The sequence below is a fragment of the Acidovorax sp. NCPPB 3576 genome, from assembly GCF_028473605.1.
Lineage (GTDB): Bacteria > Pseudomonadota > Gammaproteobacteria > Burkholderiales > Burkholderiaceae_C > Paracidovorax.
Window position 1 is genome coordinate 4,069,831 of the sequence record NZ_CP097267.1, and the last position, 24,776, is coordinate 4,094,606.

Annotated in this window: 24 protein-coding genes and 1 tRNA gene; 9 read left to right on the forward strand and 16 right to left on the reverse strand. The window is 64.8% G+C overall.

Annotated features, from left to right (window positions below; all coding sequences use genetic code 11):
- The first annotated feature begins 2 nt into the window (after window positions 1-2).
- The 5 genes from M5C98_RS18570 to M5C98_RS18590 all read left to right on the forward strand — a co-directional run bounded on the left by M5C98_RS18570 (window position 3) and on the right by M5C98_RS18590 (window position 3,813).
- Window positions 3-1,220, forward strand: coding sequence for a type II secretion system F family protein (locus M5C98_RS18570; RefSeq protein WP_272548924.1), 1,218 nt, complete (start codon window positions 3-5; stop codon window positions 1,218-1,220).
- The gene (locus M5C98_RS18575; RefSeq protein WP_272548925.1) at window positions 1,220-2,104 is read left to right on the forward strand and encodes a prepilin peptidase; all 885 of its coding nucleotides are present in this window, start codon (window positions 1,220-1,222) and stop codon (window positions 2,102-2,104) included. The genes M5C98_RS18570 and M5C98_RS18575 overlap by 1 nt, the downstream gene beginning before the upstream one ends.
- A 7-nt stretch (window positions 2,105-2,111) precedes the next feature.
- A complete protein-coding gene (gene coaE / locus M5C98_RS18580; protein WP_272548926.1) occupies window positions 2,112-2,732 on the forward strand; it encodes a dephospho-CoA kinase in 621 nt (206 codons plus the stop codon).
- A 63-nt stretch (window positions 2,733-2,795) separates the two neighbouring features.
- Entirely contained in the window at window positions 2,796-3,551 is a 756-nt protein-coding gene (gene zapD / locus M5C98_RS18585) for a cell division protein ZapD (protein WP_272548927.1), read from the forward strand.
- Window positions 3,552-3,564: 13 nt separating this feature from the next.
- Window positions 3,565-3,813: a DNA gyrase inhibitor YacG gene (locus tag M5C98_RS18590; RefSeq protein ID WP_272548928.1), complete on the forward strand. Its 249-nt coding sequence runs from the start codon at window positions 3,565-3,567 to the stop codon at window positions 3,811-3,813.
- Between the two features lie 52 nt (window positions 3,814-3,865).
- On the opposite strand, the gene M5C98_RS18595 is transcribed toward M5C98_RS18590, so the two are convergent.
- From M5C98_RS18595 to M5C98_RS18630, 7 genes are all read right to left on the reverse strand, one after another.
- Window positions 3,866-4,297, reverse strand: coding sequence for an NUDIX domain-containing protein (locus tag M5C98_RS18595; RefSeq protein ID WP_272548929.1), 432 nt, complete (start codon window positions 4,295-4,297; stop codon window positions 3,866-3,868).
- A gap of 4 nt (window positions 4,298-4,301) precedes the next feature.
- Window positions 4,302-5,174: an ATP-binding protein gene (locus tag M5C98_RS18600; protein ID WP_272553338.1), complete on the reverse strand. Its 873-nt coding sequence runs from the start codon at window positions 5,172-5,174 to the stop codon at window positions 4,302-4,304.
- Window positions 5,175-5,196: 22 nt separating this feature from the next.
- Entirely contained in the window at window positions 5,197-6,426 is a 1,230-nt protein-coding gene (gene argJ, locus M5C98_RS18605; RefSeq protein ID WP_272548930.1) for a bifunctional glutamate N-acetyltransferase/amino-acid acetyltransferase ArgJ, read from the reverse strand.
- A 61-nt stretch (window positions 6,427-6,487) separates the two neighbouring features.
- On the reverse strand, window positions 6,488-7,810 hold the full coding sequence (locus M5C98_RS18610) for an ABC transporter ATP-binding protein (RefSeq protein ID WP_272548931.1): 1,323 nt from the start codon (window positions 7,808-7,810) through the stop codon (window positions 6,488-6,490).
- Window positions 7,811-7,841: 31 nt separating this feature from the next.
- The gene (locus tag M5C98_RS18615) at window positions 7,842-9,569 is read right to left on the reverse strand and encodes an ABC transporter permease (RefSeq protein ID WP_272548932.1); all 1,728 of its coding nucleotides are present in this window, start codon (window positions 9,567-9,569) and stop codon (window positions 7,842-7,844) included.
- A 149-nt stretch (window positions 9,570-9,718) separates the two neighbouring features.
- Window positions 9,719-12,475: a preprotein translocase subunit SecA gene (secA, locus tag M5C98_RS18625; RefSeq protein ID WP_272548934.1), complete on the reverse strand. Its 2,757-nt coding sequence runs from the start codon at window positions 12,473-12,475 to the stop codon at window positions 9,719-9,721.
- Between the two features lie 135 nt (window positions 12,476-12,610).
- Complete coding sequence (locus M5C98_RS18630; protein ID WP_272553339.1) at window positions 12,611-13,618, reverse strand: M23 family metallopeptidase; 1,008 nt, start codon at window positions 13,616-13,618, stop codon at window positions 12,611-12,613.
- 4 nt (window positions 13,619-13,622) lie between these two features.
- Between M5C98_RS18630 and M5C98_RS18635 the strand changes: the two genes are divergently transcribed.
- On the forward strand, window positions 13,623-13,922 hold the full coding sequence (locus tag M5C98_RS18635; RefSeq protein ID WP_272548935.1) for a hypothetical protein: 300 nt from the start codon (window positions 13,623-13,625) through the stop codon (window positions 13,920-13,922).
- A 40-nt stretch (window positions 13,923-13,962) separates the two neighbouring features.
- On the opposite strand, the gene M5C98_RS18640 is transcribed toward M5C98_RS18635, so the two are convergent.
- The 6 genes from M5C98_RS18640 to petA form a co-directional block, all read right to left on the reverse strand.
- Window positions 13,963-14,038, reverse strand: a tRNA-Thr gene (locus tag M5C98_RS18640).
- Between the two features lie 49 nt (window positions 14,039-14,087).
- A complete protein-coding gene (locus tag M5C98_RS18645; protein WP_272553340.1) occupies window positions 14,088-14,621 on the reverse strand; it encodes a ClpXP protease specificity-enhancing factor in 534 nt (177 codons plus the stop codon).
- Window positions 14,622-14,654: 33 nt separating this feature from the next.
- On the reverse strand, window positions 14,655-15,266 hold the full coding sequence (locus M5C98_RS18650; RefSeq protein WP_092741337.1) for a glutathione S-transferase N-terminal domain-containing protein: 612 nt from the start codon (window positions 15,264-15,266) through the stop codon (window positions 14,655-14,657).
- A gap of 99 nt (window positions 15,267-15,365) precedes the next feature.
- The gene (locus tag M5C98_RS18655; RefSeq protein WP_272548936.1) at window positions 15,366-16,121 is read right to left on the reverse strand and encodes a cytochrome c1; all 756 of its coding nucleotides are present in this window, start codon (window positions 16,119-16,121) and stop codon (window positions 15,366-15,368) included.
- Between the two features lie 20 nt (window positions 16,122-16,141).
- Window positions 16,142-17,557, reverse strand: a complete 1,416-nt coding sequence (locus M5C98_RS18660) for a cytochrome b (protein WP_272548937.1) — start codon at window positions 17,555-17,557, stop codon at window positions 16,142-16,144.
- Between the two features lie 11 nt (window positions 17,558-17,568).
- Window positions 17,569-18,168, reverse strand: a complete 600-nt coding sequence (petA, locus tag M5C98_RS18665; protein ID WP_272548938.1) for a ubiquinol-cytochrome c reductase iron-sulfur subunit — start codon at window positions 18,166-18,168, stop codon at window positions 17,569-17,571.
- Window positions 18,169-18,304: 136 nt separating this feature from the next.
- Between petA and mscL the strand changes: the two genes are divergently transcribed.
- A complete protein-coding gene (mscL, locus tag M5C98_RS18670; protein ID WP_272548939.1) occupies window positions 18,305-18,733 on the forward strand; it encodes a large conductance mechanosensitive channel protein MscL in 429 nt (142 codons plus the stop codon).
- Between the two features lie 59 nt (window positions 18,734-18,792).
- Here mscL and pdxA read toward each other — a convergent pair whose 3' ends face one another.
- From pdxA to M5C98_RS18685, 3 genes are all read right to left on the reverse strand, one after another.
- Entirely contained in the window at window positions 18,793-19,854 is a 1,062-nt protein-coding gene (pdxA, locus tag M5C98_RS18675; protein ID WP_272548940.1) for a 4-hydroxythreonine-4-phosphate dehydrogenase PdxA, read from the reverse strand.
- Window positions 19,855-19,933: 79 nt separating this feature from the next.
- Window positions 19,934-20,704 carry a lipoprotein-releasing ABC transporter ATP-binding protein LolD gene (gene lolD, locus M5C98_RS18680; RefSeq protein ID WP_272548941.1) on the reverse strand — a complete coding sequence of 257 codons (771 nt, stop codon included), beginning with the start codon at window positions 20,702-20,704 and terminating at the stop codon, window positions 19,934-19,936.
- Window positions 20,697-21,950 carry a lipoprotein-releasing ABC transporter permease subunit gene (locus M5C98_RS18685; protein ID WP_272548942.1) on the reverse strand — a complete coding sequence of 418 codons (1,254 nt, stop codon included), beginning with the start codon at window positions 21,948-21,950 and terminating at the stop codon, window positions 20,697-20,699. Before M5C98_RS18685 ends, lolD begins: the two co-directional genes overlap by 8 nt.
- An 81-nt stretch (window positions 21,951-22,031) precedes the next feature.
- Here M5C98_RS18685 and M5C98_RS18690 point away from each other — a divergent pair, with 81 nt between their 5' ends.
- Both M5C98_RS18690 and recJ read left to right on the forward strand, forming a co-directional pair.
- Window positions 22,032-23,003: a phosphoglycerate mutase gene (locus M5C98_RS18690; protein WP_272548943.1), complete on the forward strand. Its 972-nt coding sequence runs from the start codon at window positions 22,032-22,034 to the stop codon at window positions 23,001-23,003.
- Window positions 23,000-24,721: a single-stranded-DNA-specific exonuclease RecJ gene (gene recJ / locus M5C98_RS18695; protein ID WP_272548944.1), complete on the forward strand. Its 1,722-nt coding sequence runs from the start codon at window positions 23,000-23,002 to the stop codon at window positions 24,719-24,721. The genes M5C98_RS18690 and recJ overlap by 4 nt, the downstream gene beginning before the upstream one ends.
- Window positions 24,722-24,776 lie beyond the last annotated feature (55 nt).

A 24,776-nucleotide genomic window follows, 5' to 3' on the forward strand; every position in this document is an offset into this window, starting at 1 on the left:
TTATGGCAACCGCCGCATCGAGAGATATCAAGGACTTTGTCTTTGAGTGGGAGGGCAAGGATCGTAGTGGAAAGATTGTCCGCGGAGAAGTGCGAGCCGTCGGCGAAAACCAAGTCCAAGCGACATTGCGCAGACAAGGAGTCCTGCCCACCAAAATCAAGAAGCGGCGCATGCGTTCGGGCAAGAAAATCAAGCCCAAGGACATCGCTCTGTTCACGCGCCAGATGGCAACCATGATGAAGGCCGGCGTACCGTTGCTGCAATCCTTTGATATTGTGGGCCGAGGCAATACCAATGCCAGCGTCACAAAGTTGCTCAATGACATTCGAAGTGATGTGGAAACGGGAACATCGCTAAATGGTGCATTTCGCAAGTACCCAATGTATTTCGACAGTCTTTATTGCAATCTTGTTGAAGCTGGCGAAGCTGCAGGTATTTTGGAGGCTTTGCTGGATAGGCTTGCCATGTACATGGAAAAGACCGAGGCCATCAAATCGAAGATCAAATCAGCATTGATGTATCCCATTTCGGTGGTTATCGTTGCATTTGTTGTCGTAACGGTGATCATGATTTTTGTGATTCCCGCATTCAAGGAAGTCTTCACTTCATTTGGAGCAGAATTGCCAGCGCCCACGCTCCTTGTGATGGGCATGAGTGAGATATTTGTCAAATGGTGGTGGCTCATTTTTGGCGTATTAGGTGGGGGATTTTATTTTTTCATGCAGGCTTGGCGCCGTAGCGAAAAAGTACAGATGTTCATGGATCGCCTATTGCTGCGGCTACCCGTTTTCGGGTCTTTGATTGATAAATCATGTGTAGCTCGCTGGACTCGTACGCTGTCCACCATGTTCGCCGCTGGCGTTCCCTTGGTTGAAGCCTTGGATTCGGTGGGTGGTGCATCTGGCAATTCCGTGTATGCCCTCGCTACTGAAAGAATTCAGCAGGAAGTGTCGACAGGGACGAGCTTGACGGCAGCCATGGGCAATGCCAATGTCTTCCCCTCCATGGTGATTCAAATGTGCGCCATCGGGGAAGAATCAGGCTCCATCGATCACATGTTGAGTAAGGCAGCGGATTTCTACGAAGCAGAAGTGGATGAAATGGTTGCAGGGCTCTCCAGCCTAATGGAACCTATCATCATCGTTTTCCTGGGCACGATCATTGGGGGCATCGTGGTTTCGATGTACCTCCCGATTTTCAAACTGGGTCAAGTCGTCTGATGGAACTGGGACCTTGGGGAGACGCTTCGGCACTCGGCATTTTGGGTCTGCTGATCGGTAGCTTCCTGAATGTCGTGATCTATCGTTTACCGAAGATGATGGAGCGGCAGTGGGCCGCAGAATGCGCAGACTTTGCTGCCACAGCGAATAAAGACGCGGCCTCCACTGAGATGTCGGTGGCGCCTGCGGAATCGTTCAACCTCTGGACGCCGGCGTCGCGCTGCCCCGCGTGCGGGCACGCAGTGCAATGGTATGAAAACATCCCAGTCCTTAGCTATCTGTGGCTTCGGGGACGATGCTCAGCGTGCAAAGTGCGAATCAGTCCCCGATATCCCCTGGTCGAACTGGCCACGGGAAGCCTCTTCTTCTTCTGCGGCTGGCACTGGGGCACGACGTTCACTGCAGTGGCTTGGTGTGGATTCGCCGCAGCGCTGGTCGCTCTGGCATTTATCGATTGGGACACCACGCTGTTGCCCGATGACATCACGCTGCCGTTGCTCTGGGCTGGCCTGATCGCCTCTGCGTTGCAGTGGACTACCGTGCCCTTGTTCAGCGCCGTCATGGGCGCCGTGGGTGGCTACCTTTCTTTGTGGACGGTGTACTGGGCCTTTAAGCTCGCTACGGGCAAGGAAGGCATGGGTCACGGGGATTTCAAGCTGTTTGCGGCACTGGGAGCCTGGTTCGGTTGGCCGGCACTGGTACCCATCATTCTCATCGCCTCCGTGATCGGCGCATTCATAGGCATCGGTATGAAATTTGCCAGTCAACTGCGCGAAGGTGGATACATTCCCTTCGGCCCTTTCCTGGTCGGATCAGGACTGGCGGCCATGGTGTTCGGGCCGGAAACGATCTTGCAAGGTTTATTGCGCAGCCTGGGGCTTTGAGCAGCGCATGGGGCTCGGATTACGAAGCGCTCTCCGCCTGGGCCTGACCGGCGGGATTGGCAGCGGGAAAAGTACGGTAGGGAAAATACTGGTAGAACAAGGCGCAGCGTTGATCGACGCGGATCACCTCTCGCGCCAAGCAACGGCACCACTGGGCGCGGCCATAGAGCCGATCCGCGAAACCTTCGGCGACGCATTGATCGACGCGCAAGGAGGCATGCACCGTGATCGCATGCGCGAGCTGGTGTTCAAGGACCCTTTGGCACGCCAGCGCCTGGAGCATATCGTCCACCCTTTGGTTTCTCTGGCAACCCAGAAAGCCGCTTCACACGCTGCGCTGAACGGTGCCAAATTGATCGTCTTCGACATTCCGCTGCTGGTCGAGTCGGCACGCTGGACGCACCAGTTGGATCAGGTTCTTATCGTGGACTGCACTCCGGAAACTCAAATTTCACGCGTTCAACAACGCAGCGGCCTCTCGCGCGCGATGGTGGAAGGAATCATGGCTTCTCAAGCGCCTCGCGCCATTCGGCGTGCTGCGGCAGACATGGTGCTTCACAACGATGGGATCTCGTTGCAAGGGTTGGAGTCGGCGGTGCTGCAGATCGCTCGGCGGTTCGGGCTATGATGCGCGGCATATCGGATGCGCGAAGCTGGCAGCGCCAGCCGTGTGCCCCAGGAACCCTGCAGCGTGATCCTTTACGAATATCCCTTCAACGAACGACTGAGAACCTACCTGCGGCTCGAGCAGCTGTTTCGCCGCCTGGGTGAGTTGATTCCGCGCCAGCATCCACTGGACCACCACTACGCTTTGGTGACGGTCTTCGAAATCATGGACGTCGCTGCCCGCGCCGACTTGAAATCGGATGTGCTGAAGGATCTGGAAAAGCAAAAGCACCAATTGGATGGCTACCGGGGCAACCCCTCGATTTCCGAGGCGGTGCTGGATGGCATCATCGCGCAACTGGACCGTTGCTTTGCCGGATTGAACGCACAGACTGGCAAGGCAGGCCAGGCCTTGGCGGAAAACGATTGGCTCATGAGCATCCGCAGCCGGGTGGGAATTCCTGGAGGCACCTGCGGTTTCGATCTGCCTGCCTACTACGCTTGGCAGCACCATGCGCCCCAAAAGCGGCAAAACGACCTGGAATCGTGGGCGACCACGCTGGCGCCTCTGGCAGAGTCGCTCTATGTGCTCCTTAAACTGCTGCGTGATTCCGGCGTGCCACAGAAGGTGGCTGCGGACCACGGGCAGTTCCAGCAAAACCTGCCCCAGGGCCGCACCTTTCAACTGCTGCGCCTTCGCATCGATCCTTCCCTGGATTTGGTCCCAGAGATCAGCGGCAACCGCCTGATCGTTTCGGTGCGGCTGATGCGTCAGCACGAGGATGGCAAGCTGCATGCCGCCAATGAAGATGCCGCATTTGAACTGACCCTGTGCGCCTGAGCGCCGCGTGACCATGAGCCGTTCCCAGCCGCGTTCCCCCGCCCCCTCAAACGCCAAATATGTGACTTGCCCGGCCTGCCGCGGCGAGAGCCTCTACAGCCCCAGCAATCCGTTCCGTCCGTTTTGCAGCGAACGCTGCAAGCAGTTCGATCTGGGTGCCTGGGCAAGCGAAGAATTTCGCGTGCCCACCGAAGCACCGACGCTGGAGCCTGACCTGAGCGACACGCTACCGTATGTCCCACCGGGTGCGTGGGAAAAATAGCCCCCAGCGCATATACCACTAGGGGCTGTAGCTATTATTTTTATAGCACCTCTCAAATAGGGGGGTCGAAGGTTTCTCCACGCTCCTGGGCCAGCCACTCCAGAACGGGATAGGCACCCGGCAGTACTGGCGAAACCTGCAAGGGCCAATGCTGCCAGGCCATGGTCTGGCCCTCGCGCATCTCGAAGTCGCCCTGCCATTCCCACACCTTGCACCAATGCAGCCGCACGAGGGCATGGGGATAGTCGTGTTCCGTTACCTTCCAGACGACCGCTGGGCCGATGGTGACGCCCAATTCCTCGATCAACTCTCGCCGCAAGGCCTGCTCGACGGTTTCCCCCGCCTCCAGCTTTCCTCCCGGAAACTCCCAATACCCGGCATAGGGCTTGCCTGCTGGACGGGTGGATAAGAGCATTGCGCCATCCGCGCGCAGCAGGATACCGACCGCCACCTCGGTGTGTTTTCTGGTGCCGGCATCGATCATTGGTTCAGCCATGCTGCCGCCCGGCATAGTCCCGCGCAAATTGGTAGGCCACCCGACCGCTGCGCGAACCGCGTTCCAAGGCCCAGACCAGCGCCTGGGGGCGCGCCGCCGCGATATCCGCCTCCACCACCCCAAGCGAGGACAGCCACTGCGCCACGATGGCAAGGTACTCATCTTGGCTGAACGGATAGAAGCTGACCCACAGGCCGAACCGTTCCGACAGCGATATCTTTTCTTCCACCACCTCGCCGGGGTGCACCTCGCCATCTTCCGTGTGGGTATAGGAGAGGTTTTCCTTGTGGTACTCGGGCAGCAGATGGCGCCGGTTGCTGGTGGCATACACCAGCACATTCTGGGTAGAAGCTGCCACCGAACCATCGAGGATCGACTTCAAGGCCTTGTATCCCGGCTCGCCGTCCTCAAAACTCAGGTCATCGCAATAGACGATGAATTTCTCCGGCCGGTCCGCGACGATTTCCACGATATCGGGCAGATCCGTGAGGTCCGCCTTGTCCACCTCGATCAGTCGCAGTCCCAGGGGGGCATACGTGTTGAGGCACGCCTTGATGAGCGAGGACTTTCCCGTCCCGCGAGCGCCTGTCAGCAGCACGTTGTTGGCCGGCCGGCCCTCCACGAACTGCAGGGTGTTGCGCTCAATCTTTTCTTTCTGTGCGTCGATCTCTTTCAGTTCATCCAGCCGCATGCCTGCCACGTGGCGAACGGGCTCCAGCGCCCCATGGCCGCCGCTGCGTTTGCGGTAGCGCCAGGCGATGGCGCGGGACCAATCCGGCGCAGTCAATGGCTGGGGCAGCACCGATTCGATGCGGGAGATCAGTTGCTCCGCGCGGAGCATCAGGTGTTCGAAGGTGGCGGTCATAAGCGCTGCGGGCTGCACGGATTCAGGAACGGTAGTCGGCGTTGATCGTCACGTACTCGTGGCTGAAATCGCAGGTCCACACCGTTTCCGCCGCATCGCCACGGCCCAGGCCCACACGCACGGTGATCTCGCTTTGCTTCATCACGCGCTGGCCATCTTCCTCGCGGTAGCTGGGGTTGCGCCCCCCCTTCGTCACCACATGCACATCGTCCAGATGCAGCTCGATGAGGGTTTGGTCCAAATCGGTGATGCCGGCATAGCCCACGGCGGCCAGAATGCGGCCCAGGTTGGGATCGCTGGCAAAGAAGGCCGTCTTGACGAGCGGCGAATGCGCAATGGCATACGCCACCAGCCGGCATTCTTCGGCCGTCTTGCCGCCCTCCACTTGCACGGTGATGAACTTCGTGGCGCCCTCGCCGTCGCGCACGATGGCCTGGGCCAGCTTCTGCGCAACGTCCAGCAGTGCGGCCTTGAGCGCCTGGCCCTCGGTGCTGTCCAGCGACACGATGGGCGCATGCGGGGCGTGCTGGGTGGCAATGGCCACGAACGAATCGTTGGTGGAGGTGTCGCCATCGATCGTCACCCGGTTGAACGAGCGGTCGGCCAGTTCGCGCAGCAACGGCTGCAGCAGCGCGGGCTCGATGCGCGCATCCGTGGCCAGAAAGCCCAGCATGGTGGCCATGTTGGGGCGGATCATGCCCGCGCCCTTGCTGATGCCCGTCACCGTCACGGTGGCACCGCCGATCTGCACCTGCCGGCTGAAGGCCTTGGGCAGCGTATCGGTGGTCATGATGCCTTCCGCCGCCTGCGCCCAATGGCCGGGCTGCGCATCCGCGATGGCAGCGGGCAGTCCGGCTTCGATGCGGTCGACCGGCAGCGGCTCCATGATCACCCCGGTGGAGAACGGCAGCACCTGCGAAGGCGACAGGCCCAGCAGGCCGGCCGCAGCCTGGCAGGTGGACCGTGCGCGCGCCAGCCCTTCGGCGCCCGTGCCCGCATTGGCATTGCCGGTATTGACCACGATGGCGCGGATGGCCTGTCCGCCCGCCAGGTGCTCGCGGCAGACCTGCACGGGGGCCGCGCAGAAGCGGTTCTGCGTGAACACGCCGGCCACGGTCGCACCTTCGTCGATCAGCAGCACCATGAGATCGCGGCGATTGGCCTTGCGCACCCCGGCCATGGCCACGCCCAGGCGCACACCGGGCACGGGATGCAGGTCAGCGGGATTCGGCGCAATCAGGTTCACGGGCATGGCAGTGGGTCTCGGCTGGTAAGGGACAGGAAGGAAAGGGAAACGGCGAAAGCTGCCAATTCTAGGGCGTGGCTTTTGGCGCGGCCTGGGGGGCATCGCCATCGGGCAAATGGATCAATCCCGTGTGGAAATCGTATTCGAACACCTCGCCATAGCGGCCCCATTCGATGACCGTGCGCAGCACCTGTTCGGCCTGGGCCTCGTCCAGGCTTTCGTGCAGCAGGCGCAGGAACGGCTTTTCCGGCAACTCGCCCGCGGGGTCCTGTTCCAGGCTGTGCCGCATGTGGGCCGCCAGCGGAACATGCGCAAGCAAGTGCTGGCCGAACAGGGTCTGGCGCACGGTGTTGGGCGCCTGCACGTAGCGCTGACCGAGCGCGGTCAGGTGCACGTCGCCATCGGCCAGTTGCGCAAACCCCAGCAGGGCCAGCGCCTGCGCCAGAACCAGCAACTCGTCGTCGGCCAGTTCCGCATCCTCTGCAATGCGCGGCAGATCGGCCCGGCCCTCGAAGGGCGCCTCGGACAGCCGCTCCAGCAAGCCTTCCATGCGCCCCACGTCGGCGGCCGGCAACTGGTCTGCCAGATGCATGCGCGGCGGTTCGGCGGCCTGACGGCCGGCACCTGGCTGGCGTGCCGTCATGAGGCCATAGACCTCGTCGATGAGGGCCCGGACCTCGAGACTGTCAGGATGGCGCGGACGCGGCAGGCGGATGGGCAGCTCAGCCCGCACGCGGCCCGGGTTGCTGGCGAAAACCAGTACCCGGTCGGCCATGAGCACGGCTTCCTCGATGTTGTGCGACACGATGAGCATGGCGCGCGTGGGCATGCTGCCGCTGCCCCAAAGCTCGAGGATGTCGTCGCGCAACCGTTCGCCCGTCAGCACATCGAGCGCTGAAAACGCTTCGTCCATCAACAGCACCTCGGGCTCTACCACCAGCGCGCGCGCAATGCCCACGCGTTGGCGCATGCCGCCCGACAGCTCGCGCGGCAACGCGCCTTCGAACCCGGAAAGACCGATCAGCTCGATGGCTGCAGAGGCACGGCGCGTTCGCTCGGCGGGCGCAACGCCACGCGCCTCCAGGCCCAGTTCCACGTTCTGCTGCACCGTGAGCCAGGGGAACAGCGCAAAAGACTGGAACACCATGGCGATGCCGCGCGCCGGGCCGTAAAGCGGCTGGCCTCGGTAGCGAACGTCGCCGGCGTCCACCGGAACCAGCCCGGCCAGAATGCGCAGCAGAGTGGACTTGCCCGACCCGGACTGCCCGAGCAACGCAACGATCTCGCCCTCCTGCAGCACGAGATCGACCCCTTCCAGCACCGAACGCGCGGTCCCGTCGCTGGAGCGAAAAGACTTGCCGACCTGGGCCAGTTCAGCGATGGGGGACATGGGAGAGGTTTCCATGGTTCGGTTCCAGGCGTCAGGAGTGCATGCGGTTTTCGGCCATGGCATAGAGACGCCGCCAAACGAAATGGTTCATGCCCATCACGAAGACGCACATCACGCCGATGCCCAGCGCGATGCGGGGAAAGTCGCCGATCGCCGTCATGTGGGCGATGTAGCTGCCCAGGCCATCGGCCTGCAGAGTGGTGTCGCCCCAGGTCACGTATTCGGCCACGATGCTGGCATTCCACGAGCCGCCGCTGGCCGTGATCGCGCCCGTGACGAAGCTGGGGAACACTGCGGGCAGCAGGTAGCGCTTCCAGCGCAGCCAGCCCGACAGCCCCAGGTTCTGTGCGGCATAGCGCAACTCCGAAGGCACGCTGGAGGCCCCGGCGATCACGTTGAAGAGCAGATACCACTGCGTGCCCAGCACCATCAGCGGCGCCAGCCAGAGGTTCGGATCGAGGTGCCAGCGCACGATCAGCACCACGGCCAGCGGGAACATCAGGTTCGCCGGGAAGGCCGCCAGAAACTGCGCCAGGGCCTGCAGCCGGCCCGCCCAGCGGGGATTCATGCCGATCCAGACGCCCACCGGCACCCAGACCACCGCCGCCAGCAAAATCAACACGACCACGCGCACCAGCGTGTACGTTCCGAGCACGAAGACATGGCCCACCTCGCGCCATCCCACCTCGCTGTGGATGAAGCGCACGAGCCAGATCACCGCCAGCATCACGGCCGCTGCCAGCAAGGCATCGCCTGCGCGCGTCAGGGCGGGATGGGGCGCCGATGGGCGTGCACGGATCGAGGTGCCGTCATGGCGCCGGCGCAGCCGCGTGAGCGACCATTCCAGCGGCACCACGAACAGCGCCACCACCCGCTTGAGTTGCGACGTGCGGCGCATCCAGGACAGCAGCCAGGAGGTCGGCTGGGCTTCGCTGCCGCCCTCTTCGAACCGGAACTTGTCGGCCCACGCGATGAGCGGACGAAAGAACAGCTGGTCGTACAGCACGATGCCCACCAGCATGCCCACGATCGCCCAGCCGATCGCACCCAGGTCGCGCGCCTCGATGGCCAGGGCGATGTACGAGCCCACGCCCGGCAGCTTGATGTCCTGGTGCGACACCGAGATCGCCTCGGACGCCACCACGAAGAACCAGCCGCCGGACATGGACATCATCATGTTCCATAGCAACCCTGGCATGGCGAAGGGCAGCTCCAGCCGCCAAAAGCGCTGCCAGCCCGACAGCTGGAACACCGCGGCGGCTTCGCGCAGCTCGGCTGGCACGGTGCGCATGGACTGGTACAGGCTGAAGGCCATGTTCCAGGCCTGCGAGGTGAAAATGGCGAAGATCGCCGCGCACTCGACGCCGAAGAGGTTGCCCGGGAACAGCGCGATGAACCCCGTCACCGTGATCGACAGGAAGCCCAGGATCGGGATGGACTGCAGGATGTCCAGCAGCGGCACCATCACGCGCTCCGCCGCCCGGTACTTTGCGGCCAGCGCCGCGAAGACGCAGGCAAAGACCAGCGATGCGCCCAGCGCGATGAACATGCGCAGCGTGGTGCGCAGCAGGTAGTACGGCAGCATCCACGGATCGAGCGACAGCGGCAGCACGTCGCCCACCTGGTAGGGCCGCGCCATCTGCGAGCCACCCCAGGCCAGCGCGAAGAGCACGGCCAGCACCAGGGGTAGCAAGGCCCAATCCCATCGGTTGCCGGTGGCCTGTACCACCTGCCGCGGGAAAAACCGCTTGTCGATCATCCTTGCGCCCTTCTCCCTGTGACGCGAAACAGCCTAGCAGCGGCCCGTGACAAGCCGAAGACGAAGCCGCTGCTGCGGCCCGCCGCGCACCATCCCCGCCGGCTTGGCGCATCGGCATCCCGCCCTGGCATCAGGGCGGTGCCCCGTGATCAGTCCAGACGGCCGTGGCAGCTCTTGTACTTCTTGCCGCTGCCGCAAGGGCACGGGTCGTTGCGGCCGACGCGGGGCACTTCGCCCGTGGCATCACCTGCCGCCATGCCCGCCTCGGAACGGACCTCCACTTCACCGGTTTCGGTGGGAGCGGTATAGGTCACGTTGGCAATTTTTTCGGCACGGCTCTCCAGGGCCTCGGCCGCCTCGTCCAGTTGGGCTGGAGATTGCACCTGCACCGTCATCAGGATCTTGGTGACCTCGTTCTTCACCTGGTCGATGAGTTGACGGAACAGCTCGAACGCCTCGCGCTTGTATTCCTGCTTGGGCTGCTTTTGCGCATATCCGCGCAGGTGAATGCCCTGGCGCAAATAGTCGAGGGCCGCCAGGTGATCGCGCCAGTTGGAGTCGAAGCTCTGCAGCAGCACCGCGCGTTCGAACTGGTTGAAATTCTCTTGCCCCACCAGTTCCACCTTGGCCTGGAACGCGGCTTTGCCTGCGGCGAGTACCTTTTCGAGAATCTCTTCGTCGGTGATGGCGTGCGCGCTTTCCACTTCCTGCTTCAGCGGCAGTTGGATCTGCCACTCCTCGGCCAGCGACTTCTCGAGCGCCTGCAGATCCCACTGCTCTTCCACCGATTCGGCCGGCACGTACTGGCGTACCAGATCGGTCAGGCAGTCTTCCTGCATGTTGGCGATCAGGCCAGACAGGTCGGTTGCGTCCAGGATCTCGTTGCGCTGCTGGTAGATCACCTTGCGCTGGTCGTTGGAAACGTCGTCGTATTCCAGCAATTGCTTGCGGACATCGAAGTTGCGCGCTTCGACCTTGCGCTGCGCCGATTCGATGCTGCGTGTGACGATGCCCGCTTCGATGGCCTCGCCGTCGGGCATCTTGAGGCGGTCCATGATCGCCTTCACGCGGTCGCCAGCGAAGATTCGCATCAGCGAATCGTCCAGGCTCAGGTAGAACCGCGACGAGCCAGGATCGCCCTGGCGGCCCGAACGGCCACGCAACTGGTTGTCGATCCGGCGCGACTCGTGGCGCTCGGTCGCAATGATGCGCAGGCCACCCAGTTCCTTGATCTTTTCGTGGTCGCGCATCCACTGCGCACGCACCTCGGCCACGCGGCTTTCCTTGGTGGCCTCGTCGAGCGACTCGTCGTTTTCGATGGCCGCCAGCGCCTTTTCGATGTTGCCGCCCAGCACGATGTCGGTGCCCCGACCTGCCATGTTGGTCGCGATGGTGATCATGCCCGCACGGCCTGCCTGCGCCACGATGTCGGCCTCGCGGGCATGCTGCTTGGCGTTCAGCACCTGGTGCGGCAGGTTTTCCTTTTGCAACAGTTGGTCGATGATTTCGGAGTTCTCGATCGACGTGGTGCCCACCAGCACGGGCTGGCCGCGCTCGTGGCACTCGCGGATGTCCTTGATCGCCGCCTCGTACTTTTCGCGCGTGGTCTTGTAGACGCGGTCGAGCTGATCGTTGCGCTTGCTCGGACGATTGGGCGGAATCACCACGGTTTCCAGACCGTAGATTTCCTGGAATTCATAGGCCTCGGTATCGGCCGTTCCGGTCATGCCCGCCAGCTTCTTGTACAGGCGGAAATAGTTCTGGAACGTGATGGACGCCAGCGTCTGGTTCTCGGCCTGGATGCCAACGCCTTCCTTGGCCTCGACGGCCTGGTGCAGGCCTTCGCTCCAGCGGCGGCCCGACATGAGGCGGCCCGTGAATTCGTCCACGATGACGATCTCGCCCTCCTGCACCACGTAGTGCTGGTCGCGGTGGTACAGGTGGTTGGCCCGCAGCGCCGCATACAGGTGGTGCATGAGCGTGATGTTGGCCGGATCGTAGAGCGATGCGCCCTCGGCGATCAAGCCGCGGCTTGCCAGCACGCGCTCGGCGGTTTCGTGGCCCTGCTCGGTGAGGAACACCTGGTGCGTTTTTTCATCGAGCGTGAAATCGCCCGGCTTGGTGACGCCTTCGCCGGTGCGCGGGTCGGCCTCGCCCTCCTGGCGCACCAGGAGTGGAACGACTTCGTTCATGGCGAGGTACATCGCCGTATGGTCCTCGGCCTGGCCGCTGATGATGAGCGGCGTGCGCGCCTCGTCGATCAGGATCGAGTCCACTTCATCGACGATGGCGAAGTTCAGTCCGCGCTGTACCCGGTCGCGCGACTCGTACACCATGTTGTCGCGCAGGTAGTCGAAGCCGTACTCGTTGTTGGTGCCGTACGTGATGTCGGCCAGGTAGGCAGCCTGCTTTTCCTCGCGCGGGGCCTGCGGCAAATTGATGCCGACGGTCAAGCCCAGGAAGTTGTACAGGCGCCCCATCCATTGGGCATCGCGGTTGGCGAGGTAATCGTTCACCGTCACCACGTGCACGCCCTCGTTCGACAGCGCATTCAAATACACGGGCAGCGTGGCGGTCAGCGTCTTGCCTTCGCCAGTGCGCATTTCCGAAATCTTGCCGTAATGCAGCGCCATGCCACCGAGCAGCTGGACGTCGAAGTGGCGCATTTTCATGATGCGCTTGGAGCCTTCGCGCACCACGGCGAAGGCTTCGGGCAACAGGTCGTCCAGCGATTCGCCCTTGGAGACGCGTTCCTTGAACTCGGCGGTCTTGGCGCGAAGCGCCTCGTCACTCAGCTTTTCGTAGTCGGGCTCCATCGCATTGATGCGGGCCACCGTCTTGCGGTATTGCTTGAGGAGCCGGTCATTGCGGCTGCCGAATAATTTGGTGAGGAAATTGGTGGCCATGCGAGCAGGACCGCGCCACGTGCCCGAAGGCGTACGGCGCGACCAGAATCCCTAAAGAAGAAGTGAGTTCAGGTGGGGCTGCGTTCTCGGGTTGCAAGTTGTGCAACCCTTGTCGGCAGGTCCGGACCGCAGATTTTACCTGCGTGGGGTGGTGGGTTGGCCATCGGCCTTTTGGGGAGGTCCGGCACTGGCGACCCGGGTGGATGGCGTCTGGGCTCCGGCCATCAGGAATTTCTGCGGATCCTGCGGGACGCCCTGCACCAGCACCTCGAAATGCAGGTGGGGTCCGGTGGAGCGCCCCGTGGTGCCGACCTCGGCGATTTTCTGCCCGCGGCGCACCAGGTCACCGCGCTTGACCATCGTCTTGGAAGCATGCGCATAGCGGGTGACCAACTGGTTGCCGTGGTCCACCTCGATCATGTTGCCGTATGCGGGGTGATACTCCTGCGCGACCACCACGCCCCCGGCAGCTGCAAGGATGGAGGTGCCTGTGTCGGCCTGAAAGTCCAATCCGGTATGCAAGGCGGAATGCCCCGTGATGGGATCGATGCGCCAGCCGAAGGCGGAACCGGGGAGCTTGCCCAGCACCGGCGCCTGCGTCGGCACCATGTGCTTTCGGATGTGCTGGTCGAACAGCCGCGACTCCACCACCGTCATCAGATCCACCCGGCGGTCCGTGAGTTGGGCCAGGTCGTCCAGCGTGCGCTGCAGCTCCTGCATGTCCATGGGATGGCCCGACACCAGGGCGCCGCCCTGTCCCGGGGGCCGTGTCAGCTCCGACGCCGGCATGCCTGCCAGCCCCAGCACCCGCTCGCCCAGCGATTCCAGCTGCATGACGCGCGCCTGCATCTCGCCGACCTTGCGCGCCATGGCATCGAGATTGGCGCGCATGAAGCGGTCGCGTTCTTCCATTTCGTCCTTGGCCACCAGCTTGACCAGCGATCCGACGATGGGCCAGCCCTCGCGTGCGCCCTTGAGAAAAACCCAGTGGTACAGCATGGCCGCGACCAGCATGATGGTGAACGACACCAGCAAGCCAGCCCCCAAGAGCCGTGTCCCTGTCAGGTGTATGGCCCGGCTTCGCGCAAGCCGGGCGTCCGTGATAATCAAGTGCACTACATTTCTCCGCGCCGCGCGGCGCATTGCCATGAACCGCCGTCACCAAGCCGTCACCCTGCTTCAAGCCACGGAGGGATCCCCCACATTGGCCAAGCTGGCGGCATTGACACGCGAATCCACGGAGCGGCTCAAGGCCGTCGAGCTACTGATTCCAGCCACATTGCGGCCCGCCATTCAGGCGGGGCCGATCGAAGGTCCGACATGGTGCCTGCTGGTGCGCAGCAACGCAGCGGCGGCCAAGGTACGCCAACTGCTGCCGGCCTTGCAGGCGCATTTGCGTACTCGGGGGTGGGAGGTTAACTCCATTCGCCTCAAAATCCAAACCTGAAACCCGCAAGGGAAGGCATGGCAAAGGGAGTCCAAAAAGATGGTGCCGATTGTCGGAATCGAACTGACGACCTACCGCTTACAAGGCGGGTGCTCTACCAACTGAGCTAAATCGGCGAAGGGTGCATTCTAGCCGCGCGAAATGCTCCGCAGCGGCAACGCAACGCTATTTGACGCGTTTGAGCGAGGGCCGCCCGCCCGTGCCCGGCGACGTCGGCCGGGGTGGCGTGCCACCATCGTCAGGGGACGAATCGGTGGATACCAGCTGCACCACGCGATCATCCGCGCCCGTCGAAGGCTCGGACTCTGCGGGCGAAGAGGCAGCGGTGCTGAGGACCGACGAAGACAGCACGCCGCCTTCGCTCGGTTCCAGCACGTCCAATGGGGGCGGGAAGGCCATGCCCTGGCCGTTCTCACGCGCATAGATGGCAATCACGCGGCCCACGGGGACCATGATGTCGCGTGGCTTGCCGCCGAAGCGGGCCTTGAACTCGATGAAATCATTGCCCAGCTGCAACGCGCTGGTCGCGTCGTAGCTGATGTTGAGCACGATCTCGCCGTCCTTCACATACTCGCGCGGCACCTGGACCGATTCATCCACCCGCACGGCGACATAGGGCGTGAGCCCGTTGTCGGTGCACCACTCGTACAGGGCCCGAATGAGATAGGGGCGAGTGGAGGTGGAGTCCTGGGCGTTCATCATGGTGGCGTGCGGGAAGGAAGGATCGCGCAATCACTTGCGCATGACTTTTTCGGAAGGCGTCAGCGCTTCGATGTACGCAGGACGCGAGAAGATGCGCTCAGCATACTTGAGCAGCGGCGCGGCGTTCTTGCTCAGGTCGATGCCATAGTAGTCCAGGCGCCAGAGCAGGGGCGCAATGGCCACGTCCAGCATCGAGAAATTCTCGCCCAGCATGTACTTGTTCTTGAGAAACACCGGCGCCAGCTGCGTGAGGCGGTCGCGGATGTGGGCGCGGGCCTTTTCCAGTGCCTTCTCGTTGCCCTTGGTGGCACGCGACTCCAGGATGTTCACGTGAATGAACAGTTCCTTCTCGAAGTTCAGCAGGAACAGGCGCACACGGGCACGGTCCACCGGGTCGCCGGGCATCAGTTGCGGATGCGGGAAGCGCTCGTCAATGTACTCGTTGATGATGTTCGATTCGTACAGGATCAGGTCGCGCTCGACCAGGATGGGCACCTGTCCGTAGGGGTTCATCACGCTGATGTCTTCGGGCTTGTTGTACAGGTCCACATCGCGGATTTCGAAGTCCATTCCCTTCTCGAACAGAACGAAACGGCAGCGATGGGAGAAGGGACAGGTCGTACCCGAATAAAGCACCATCATGGTGAGAGGCTCCTAAAAATCAAAAAGAGTGGGCGCAGGATGCGTCCACTCTGAAAACCTGGGCAGCGCCAGGTCTGGCGCCGCAGGCGGTTGGTGCGGTTACTTGATGTCTTTCCAGAAAGCTGCGTTGAGCCTCCAGGCAATCACCGTGAACACACCGAGGAAAATCAAAACCCAGACTCCGACGCGCAACCGGGTATTTTGCGCTGGCTCGCCCATCCACTGCAGGTAATTGACGAGATCACCCACGGCCTGGTCGTATTGAAGGGGGCTCATTGTGCCCGGACTCACCTGCGTCCAGCCCTTGAAGACTTCCGTCTTGTGGCCGTGGCTCTCGTGCTCTTCGAACACGGGGCGGCGGTCGCCCTGCAATTGCCAGAGCACGTGGGGCATGCCGACGCTCGGGAAGGCGAGATTATTCCATCCCGTGGCCTTGGTCTCGTCGCGGTAGAAAGTGCGCAGGAAGGTATAGAGGTAATCCGCCCCCGTGCCGCCGTGGCCGGCGCGCGAGCGGGCGATCACCGTGAGGTCGGGCGGATTGGCGCCGAACCAGTCCTTGGCCTGGCGTGGATCGATGGTGGCCTTCATGGTCTCGCCCACCTTTTCGGTGGTGAACAGCAGGTTGTCCTTGATCTGCTGGTCGGTGAGGCCAATGTCCTTCAAGCGGTTGAACCGCATGAACGCGGCCGAATGGCAGCTCAGGCAATAGTTGACGAAGAGCTTGGCGCCGTTCTGCAGCGAGGCCGTGTCGTTGGTCTGGACCGGTGCCTTGTCCCAGGCGATGCCGCCTTCGGCAGCCTGCGCGCCCGTGGCAATGCCCAGAGCAGCGATCAGCGTGAAGATGATTTTTTTCATGGGGTGGGTCTCCTGCCTGCTCAATGGGCCTTGAAGATCACGCGGTCCGGCACGGGCTTGGGCTCGCCGAGCCGGCTCCACCAAGGCATGAGCAGGAAGAAACCGAAATAGAACAGCGTGCCCACTTGCGAAACACGCTCGCCCAGTGGCGAAGGTGGCTGCACGCCCAGATAGGCCAGCGCGACGAAGTTGATCACGAAGATGCCGTACAGGTACTTGTGCCAGCTCGGACGGTAGCGGATGGACTTGACCGGGCTCATGTCCAGCCAGGGCAGGAAGAACAGGATGATCACGGCGCCGCCCATCACGACCACGCCCCAGAACTTGGCGTCGATCAACAGCATGAGCGCGACAGCCGCGGCGGCCGCAGCCACCATGGCCACCTTGATGAAGGCCGGCAGGCGCCCCTTGACCACGCCGAAACCAGCCGCCAGCACCACGCACGCGATGAGGGCGTACATCATCTCGCTGGTGATGGCGCGCAGCATGGAATAGAACGGCGTGAAGTACCAGACAGGCGCGATGTGCGCCGGCGTCTTGAGCGAGTCGGCAGGAATGAAGTTGTTGTATTCGAGGAAGTAGCCACCGAACTCGGGCGCGAAGAACACCACGGCCGAGAAGATGAACAGGAACACGCACACCCCGAAGATGTCATGCACCGTGTAGTAGGGGTGGAACGGAATGCCGTCGAGCGGATGGCCCTTTTCGTCCCGAGGGGCGTTGGGGCCCTTGATTTCCACGCCATCGGGGTTGTTGGAGCCCACATCGTGCAGCGCCAGCAAGTGCGCCACCACCAGGCCCAGCAGCACCAGCGGCACGGCGATCACGTGGAAGCTGAAGAAGCGGTTCAGCGTGGCATCGCCCACCACGTAGTCGCCGCGGATCAGCAAGGCGAGGTCTGGGCCGATGAAGGGAATGGCCGCGAACAGGTTCACGATCACCTGCGCGCCCCAGTACGACATCTGGCCCCAGGGCAGCAGGTAGCCCATGAACGCCTCGGCCATCAGGGCCAGGAAGATGGCGCAGCCGAAGATCCACACCAGTTCGCGCGGCTTGCGATACGAGCCGTAGAGCAGCCCGCGGAACATGTGCAGGTACACCACCACGAAGAACGCCGAGGCGCCCGTGGAGTGCATGTAGCGGATGAGCCAGCCCCACGGCACGTCGCGCATGATGTACTCGACCGACTCGAAGGCCTTGGCCGCGTCGGGCTTGTAGTGCATCACCAGGAAGATGCCGGTGACGATCTGGATCACCAGCACCAGCAGGGCCAGGGAGCCGAAGATGTACCAGAAGTTGAAGTTCTTCGGAGCGTAGTACTCCGACATGTGGACGCGGTAGGCGTCGAACGCGGTCGGGAACCGGTTCTCGAACCAGTTGGTGACTTTGGCGCCGGTGGAGGCGTTGGGGGAGATGTCCTTGAATTCGTGGGCCATGTCGTGTTCCCTCATGCCTTCTTGTCTTCACCGATCAGGAGCTTGGTCTCCGACAGGTACATGTGGGGAGGCACTTCCAGGTTGTCCGGCGCCGGCTTGTTCTTGAACACGCGGCCGGCCATGTCGAACGTGGAGCCGTGGCACGGGCACAGAAAGCCGCCCTTCCAGTCGTCGGGCAGCGAGGGCTGCGCACCAGGTGCGAACTTGTCCGAAGGCGAGCAGCCCAGGTGGGTGCAGATGCCCACGGCCACGAGGATTTCAGGCTTGATGGACCGGGCCTCGTTGCGGGCGTATTCGGGGGTGAGTTCGCTCGGCTTGCGCTCCGATTTCGGGTCGGCCAGTTGCGCATCCAGCGAGGGCAGCGCGGCGAGTTGATCAGGCGTGCGCTTGATGATCCACACGGGCTTGCCGCGCCATTCGACCGTGACTTTTTCGCCCGGCTTGAGATCGGAAATATCCACTTCGACCGCGGCGCCTGCCGCCTTGGCCTTCTCGGAAGGCTGGAACGTGCTCACGAACGGTACGGCGGTTGCTACGCCGCCCACGGCACCAGCGCAGCCAGAGGCGATGAGCCACGTCCGCTTGCTGGAGTCGATTGGAGTTTCACTCATGGGTGTCCTCGTTGTACTTCGCTGGGTGGGGCAATCGCGGAATTGTAGCGGAGTGAAAATGGGTATTCCTAGGCGTTAACACCCCTGAACCTGGGCAATACTGCGAGGGTTTTCAGCTATATCAAGGAGGGGCGAAATGAGCATCGCAAAGGAATTCAAAGAGTTCGCGATCAAAGGTAATGTGGTAGATCTTGCGGTCGGCGTGATCATCGGCGGCGCCTTCGGCAAGATCGTCGATTCGGTGGTCAGCGACCTGATCATGCCGGTGGTGGGGCTGGTCTTCGGCCGGCTGGATTTCTCCAACCTGTTCGTGGTGCTGGGCACCGTGCCGCCCGGCGTGCCGCAGACGCTGGACGCGCTCAAGAAAGCCGGCGTTCCCGTGCTGGCCTACGGCAACTTCATCACCGTGGCGGTCAACTTCCTGATCCTGGCGTTCATCATCTTCATGATGGTCAAGCAGATCAACCGCCTCAAGCGCCAGGCGCCGGCACCCGCCCCGGCCCCGGTGGCGACGCCGGAAGACATCGTGCTGCTGCGCGAGATCCGCGACAGCCTCAAGCGCTGAAAGGCAGGGCGCGCGGCGCGCCCGGTGCACCCGGCACGGGCGGCCTGCCTCCTGGCCGATCAGGCGGCCGAGGCCAGCCGCCGCGCCATGCGCACCGCCTCGATCAGGCTGGAGGCATCCGCGATGCCCTGGCCGGCGATGTCGAACGCCGTGCCGTGGTCGGGACTGGTGCGCACCAGCGGCAGGCCGAGCGTCACGTTCACGCCCTTGTCCACGCCCAGGTACTTGACCGGGATCAGCCCCTGGTCGTGGTACATGGCCAGCACGGCATCGAACTCGCCGGCGCGCTGGGGCGTGTGGCGTGCCCGCATGAAGATGGTGTCTGGCGCGTAGGGGCCGTGCGCGTCCACGCCCTGCCGGCGCGCCGCCTCGACGGCCGGGGCGATCACTTCCAGCTCTTCACGGCCGAACAGGCCGCCCTCGCCCGCGTGCGGGTTCAGCCCCGCCACGCCGATGCGCGGCGCGCGGCCCAGGCTGCGCGATAGGGCTTCGTGGGTGATGCGCAGCGTGCCCAGCACGCTCTCGCGCGTGACGGCCGCGATCGCATCGCGCAGCGAAACGTGGATGCTCACCAGCACGGTGCGCAACTCGTCGCTCGCCAGCATCATGCGCACCGGCATGTCGGCCAGCGGCACGCCGGCATGGCGCGCGGCCTCGGCCTGCAGCAGCTCGGTGTGGCCGGGAAAATCCACGCCCGCGGCGCTCAGCGCCTCCTTGTGCAGCGGCGCGGTGACCAGTGCGGCGATCTCGCCGCGCAGCGCGGCCCGCGCAGCCCAGACCACGCAATCGGCCGCCGCCCGGCCGGCCTGGGCGCTCACCAGCCCGAACGGCACCGGCCCTGGCAACCCCGGCAGGGCCAGCACCGGCAGGCAGCGCGGCGGCACGCCGGCCACATCGGCGGGAGCATCCAGGGTGGCAACGGGCAGCAGCGGCTCACCAGGGCGCCGGATGCACTGCACCGCCCGGCGCAGCGTGGCCAGATCGCCCACGGCGAAACAGCCGCGCAGATCGCCCGGCGCATCGCGGAACGCCTTGGCGACGATTTCCGGGCCGATGCCTGCGGGGTCGCCCTGGGTGATGGCCAGGGGCGGCAAGGGGGAGTCGGTAGCAGCTAAGGACATAAACAGGCTCTAGCGCATATTCATCTAGGGCATACTGCTATTAATTTAATAGCATTCATGGATCGCAAGGCGAGAGGCCTTACCCCAGCACGCCCGAGGTCAGCCGCACCACGCGGTCGCAGCGCGCGGCGAGCGACTCGTCATGGGTGACCATCACGAACGCCGTGCCCTTGTCGCGCGCCAGTTGCAGCATGAGCTGGAACACCCCGTCGGCCGTGGCCCGGTCGAGGTTGCCCGTGGGCTCGTCGGCCAGCACGCAGGCCGGCCGGGTGACCAGCGCCCGCGCGATCGCCACGCGCTGGCGCTCGCCGCCGGACAGCTCGGCGGGCCGGTGCTGCACCCGCCCGCCCAATCCCACGGCGGTGAGCATCTCGACCGCCCGTGCCACGCAGTCGGCATACGGCATGCGGCGGATGCGCAGCGGCATCGCCACGTTGTCCTGCGCGCTGAACTCCGGCAGCAGGTGGTGGAACTGGTAGATGAAGCCGAGGTGCTCGTTGCGCAGCTGCCCCTGGCGGTCGGCCGACAGCGTGTCGAACGCCTCGCCCTGCAGCCGCACGCTGCCGGCGGTGGGCGCATCCAGCCCGCCCAGCAGGTGCAGCAGCGTGCTCTTGCCCGAGCCCGATGCGCCGACGATGGCGAGCGTCTCGCCCGCGTGCACGTCCAGGTCCACCCCTTGCAGCACGGTGACGTCCAGGCGCCCTTCGGTGAACCGCTTGGTCAGCCCCTTGGCCTGCAGGACGACACGCCCCAGGCCGCTCTGGGCGGCGGTGCCGAGCGCCGCAGGGGCTGCCCCCCCGGGGCCGGACGTGGCGGGCACCACGGTGCCGAGCGTGGATGAATCATTCATAGCGCAAGGCCTCCGCGGGGTTCACGCGGCTCGCGCGCCAGCTGGGATAGAGGGTGGCCACGAAGGCCAGCACCAGGGAAATGACGCCGATGGGCACGATGTCGCTGCTTTGCGGCTCGCTCGGCATCTTGCTGATGAGGTAGATGTCCTTGGGCAGGAAGCTCGCGTTCAGCGCGTGCTCAATGGCCGGCACGATCACGTCGATGTTCACCGCGATCCCCAGGCCCAGCAGCAGGCCGGCCAGCGTGCCGATGACGCCCACCATCGCGCCCTGCACCACGAAGATGCCCATGATGCTGCCCGGGCTCGCGCCCAGGGTGCGCAGGATGGCGATGTCCGCGCGCTTGTCGGTCACGGTCATCACCAGCGTGGACACGAGGTTGAACGCCGCCACCGCCACGATCAGCGTGAGGATGATGAACATCATGCGTTTTTCCAGCTGCACGGCGGCGAACCAGGTGCGGTTCTGCTGCGTCCAGTCGCGGATCAGCAGGTCGCCGGTGAGCGCGTGCGCCAGCTCCTGCGCCACCTGGGGGGCGCGGTGCAGATCCTTCAGTTTGAGGCGGATGCCGGTCGGCCCCTCCAGGCGGAAGATGCGCTCGGCGTCCTCGTGGTGCAGCAGCACCAGTGCCGAGTCGTATTCGTAATGGCCCGAGTTGAACGTGCCCGCCACCGTCATCTGCTTGAGGCGGGGCACCACGCCAGCGGGCGTCACCTGCCCGCCCGGCGCGATCAGCGTGACCGCGTCGCCCAGCCGCACGCCCAGGGCACGGGCCAGTTCGCTGCCCAGCACCACGCGGAACTCGCCCGGCACCAGGGCCTTGAGGGCTTCGACGTTTTCGGCGGCCAGATCGGTCACGTCGGCTTCGCGCAGCGGGTCGATGCCGCGCACGAGCGTGCCCTTCATGTCCTCGCCGCGCGCCAGCAGCGCCTGCGCTGCCACGAACGGCGCTGCGCCCACGACCTCGGGGTTGGCCCGCGCTTCGGACAGCGTGCGCGGCATGTCGGCCAGCGCCGCGCCGTGCGGCGCGAAGATCTCGATGTGCGAGACCACGCTCAGCATGCGGTCGCGCACCTCTTTCTGAAAACCGTTCATCACGCTGAGCACGATGATGAGCGCCGCCACGCCGAGCGCGATGCCCAGCATGGAGACGCCCGAGATGAACGAGATGAAGCCGTTGCGCCGCGTGGCGCGCCCGGCCCGGGTGTAGCGCCAGCCCAGGGCCAGCTCGTAGGGAATTTGCATGGTGTGATGGAAGGCCCGCCGCCGCTCTGGAAATGTCGGCCACCGGGCGGCGCCGATTGTGGCATCCCGGACAATAGGCCCATGTCGGACACCCCCCATTTGCTCATTCCGTTCGCGGCCAGCCCCTCGGACGGATGCCAGCAGGCCTTGCAGGACCTTGCCCTGCCCCACCTCGACCGGCTGCTCGCCCGCCTGCCGCCCCCCGCCACCGACCCCGGAGACGAGACCGATTTCATCCCCCCGCACGAGCGCGCCCTGGCCCGCCACCTGGGCTTGCCGGCCACCAGCCGCCTGGCGCCCTGGGCCGCCTGGCACCAGCGCCAGGCCGGCATCACCGGCGCCGATGGCGACGGCGCCACGGCCTGGGCCTTCGTCACGCCCTGCGAATGGCGCGTGACCACCGAGCATGTCACCGTCGGCGATCCGGCCGCGCTGCGCCTGGACGAGGCCGCGTCGCGCGCGCTGCTGGACATCGTGGCGCCCTGGTTCGCCGAGGACGGCATCGTGCTCGCCTATGAGCAGCCCACGCGCTGGCTGGCGCGCGGCGCGGTGTTCGAAGGGCTCGCCACCGCCTCGCTGGACCGCGTGATCCAGCGCGACGTGCGCGCCTGGATGCCCGATGCAGCCCAGGCCCGCCTGCTGCACCGCCTGCAAAGCGAGATGCAGATGCTGCTCTACACCCACGCCTTCAACGACGTGCGGGCCGCCCAGGGGCTGGGGCCCGTCAACTCCTTCTGGGTGCACGGCACCGGGTCGCTGCCGCCCGCCGCCCCGCGCGCCGCGCCGCTCCCATCCCTTCCCGAGATGCCCACCGCCCTGCGCGATGCCGCCCTGGCCGAGGACTGGCGCACCTGGCGCGCCGCCTGGCAGGCGCTGGACAACGGCCCCATCGCCCGGCTGGCTGATCGCGTGGCCGCCGGCGGCGCGGCGCGGCTCACGCTGTGCGGCGAGCGCAGCGCCCTCGCCTGGCAGACGGGACCGCGCGGCTTCGTGCAAAGGATTCAAAGCCTTTTCCGGCCCCAGCGCATGAAAGACTACGGCACATTGCTATGAAAATAGTAGCAAGAGACATTCCTCCGCGTGCCGCCTGGGCGCTGGAGCAGGCCGGCGTGCACCCGCTGCTGGCGCGGCTGTACGCCGCCCGCGGCGTGTGCGGCAAGGACGAGCTGGACGACGGCCTGGCCCGGCTGCTCCCCCCCGACACCCTGCTGGGCACGCGCGAGGCCGCCGTGCTGCTGGCCGACGCCATCGCGCAGGACCGCCGCCTCGTCGTGGTGGCCGACTACGACTGCGACGGCGCCACCGCCTGCGCCGTGGCCGTGCGCGGGCTGCGCCTGCTGGGCGCGCGGCAGGTGGACTACCTGGTGCCCGACCGCGTGGCGGACGGCTACGGCCTCACCCCCAGCATCGCCCGGCGCGTGCACGAGCGCGGCGCGGACGTGCTCATCACCGTGGACAACGGCATCGCCAGCGTGGACGGCGTGGCCGAGGCCAAGGCGCTGGGGCTGCAGGTGCTCGTCACCGACCACCACCTGCCCGGCCCCGCGCTGCCGCTGGCCGATGCCATGGTCAACCCCAACCAGCCCGGCTGCACCTTCGAGAGCAAATCGATTGCCGGCGTGGGCGTCATGTTCTACGTGCTGATGGCGCTGCGCGCCGAGCTGCGCGAACGCGGCGTGTTCGACAAGGCCAGCCAGCCCAAGCTGGAGCCGCTGCTGCCGCTCGTCGCCCTGGGCACGGTGGCCGACGTGGTGCGCCTCGATAGCAACAACCGCCGCCTGGTGGCGCAGGGCCTGCGCCGCATCCGCGCGGGCGCCATGCCGGCGGGCATCGCCGCGCTGTTCGATGCCGCCGGCCGCAAGGCGCCCGTGGCGACCACCTTCGACTTCGGCTTCGCCCTGGGGCCGCGCATCAACGCCGCGGGGCGCCTGGCGGACATGACGCTGGGCATCGAATGCCTGCTGACGGACGACCCCGGCCACGCCGCGGAACTCGCCCGCACGCTCGATGCCATCAACCGCGAGCGCCGCGAGATCGAAGGCGGCATGCGCGAGCAGGCGCTGCTCATGGCCGAGAGCCTGTTCGAGGAAGGCACCGAGCCCCCGCCGGCCATCAGCGTGTTCGACCCCGACTTCCACGAAGGGGTGGTGGGCATCGTCGCCTCGCGCATCAAGGACAAGCTGCACCGCCCGACCTTCGTCTTCGCCGCCAGCGCCGCGCCGGGCAAGGGGCACGAACTCAAGGGCTCGGGGCGGTCCATTCCGGGCTTTCACCTGCGCGATGCGCTCGACCTCGTGGCCAAGCGCCACCCGGGCACGCTGCTCAAGTTCGGCGGCCACGCCATGGCGGCCGGCTGCACGGTGGCCGAGGAACACTTCGTCACCTTCGAGCGCGCCTTCGCCCAGGTCGCCCAGGAGTGGCTGGACGCCGCCACGCTCACCCGCCGGCTCGACACCGACGGGCCCCTGGCCCCCGAATACTGCCGCGCGGACATGGTGGACACGCTGCACCGCGAAGTCTGGGGCCAGGGCTTCGCGCCGCCCACGTTCAGCGAAGAGGTCGAGGTGCTTTCGCAGCGGCTGGTGGGCGAGAACAAGCACCACCTGTCGCTCAAGCTGCTGCACCAGGGCCAGCCGGTGGACGGCATCTGGTTCGGCCACACCGAGCCGTTGCCCTCGCGCGTGCTGCTGGCGTTCCGGCTGGATGTGAACGAGTGGAAGGGCGAGCGGCGGGTGCAGTTCCTGGTCGAAGCCGCGCAGGAGTCAGGCTGACGTCTTTGGCTAAGCCAAAGCTTGGGCGCTCAAAAATGGCCGCATGGATATCCAC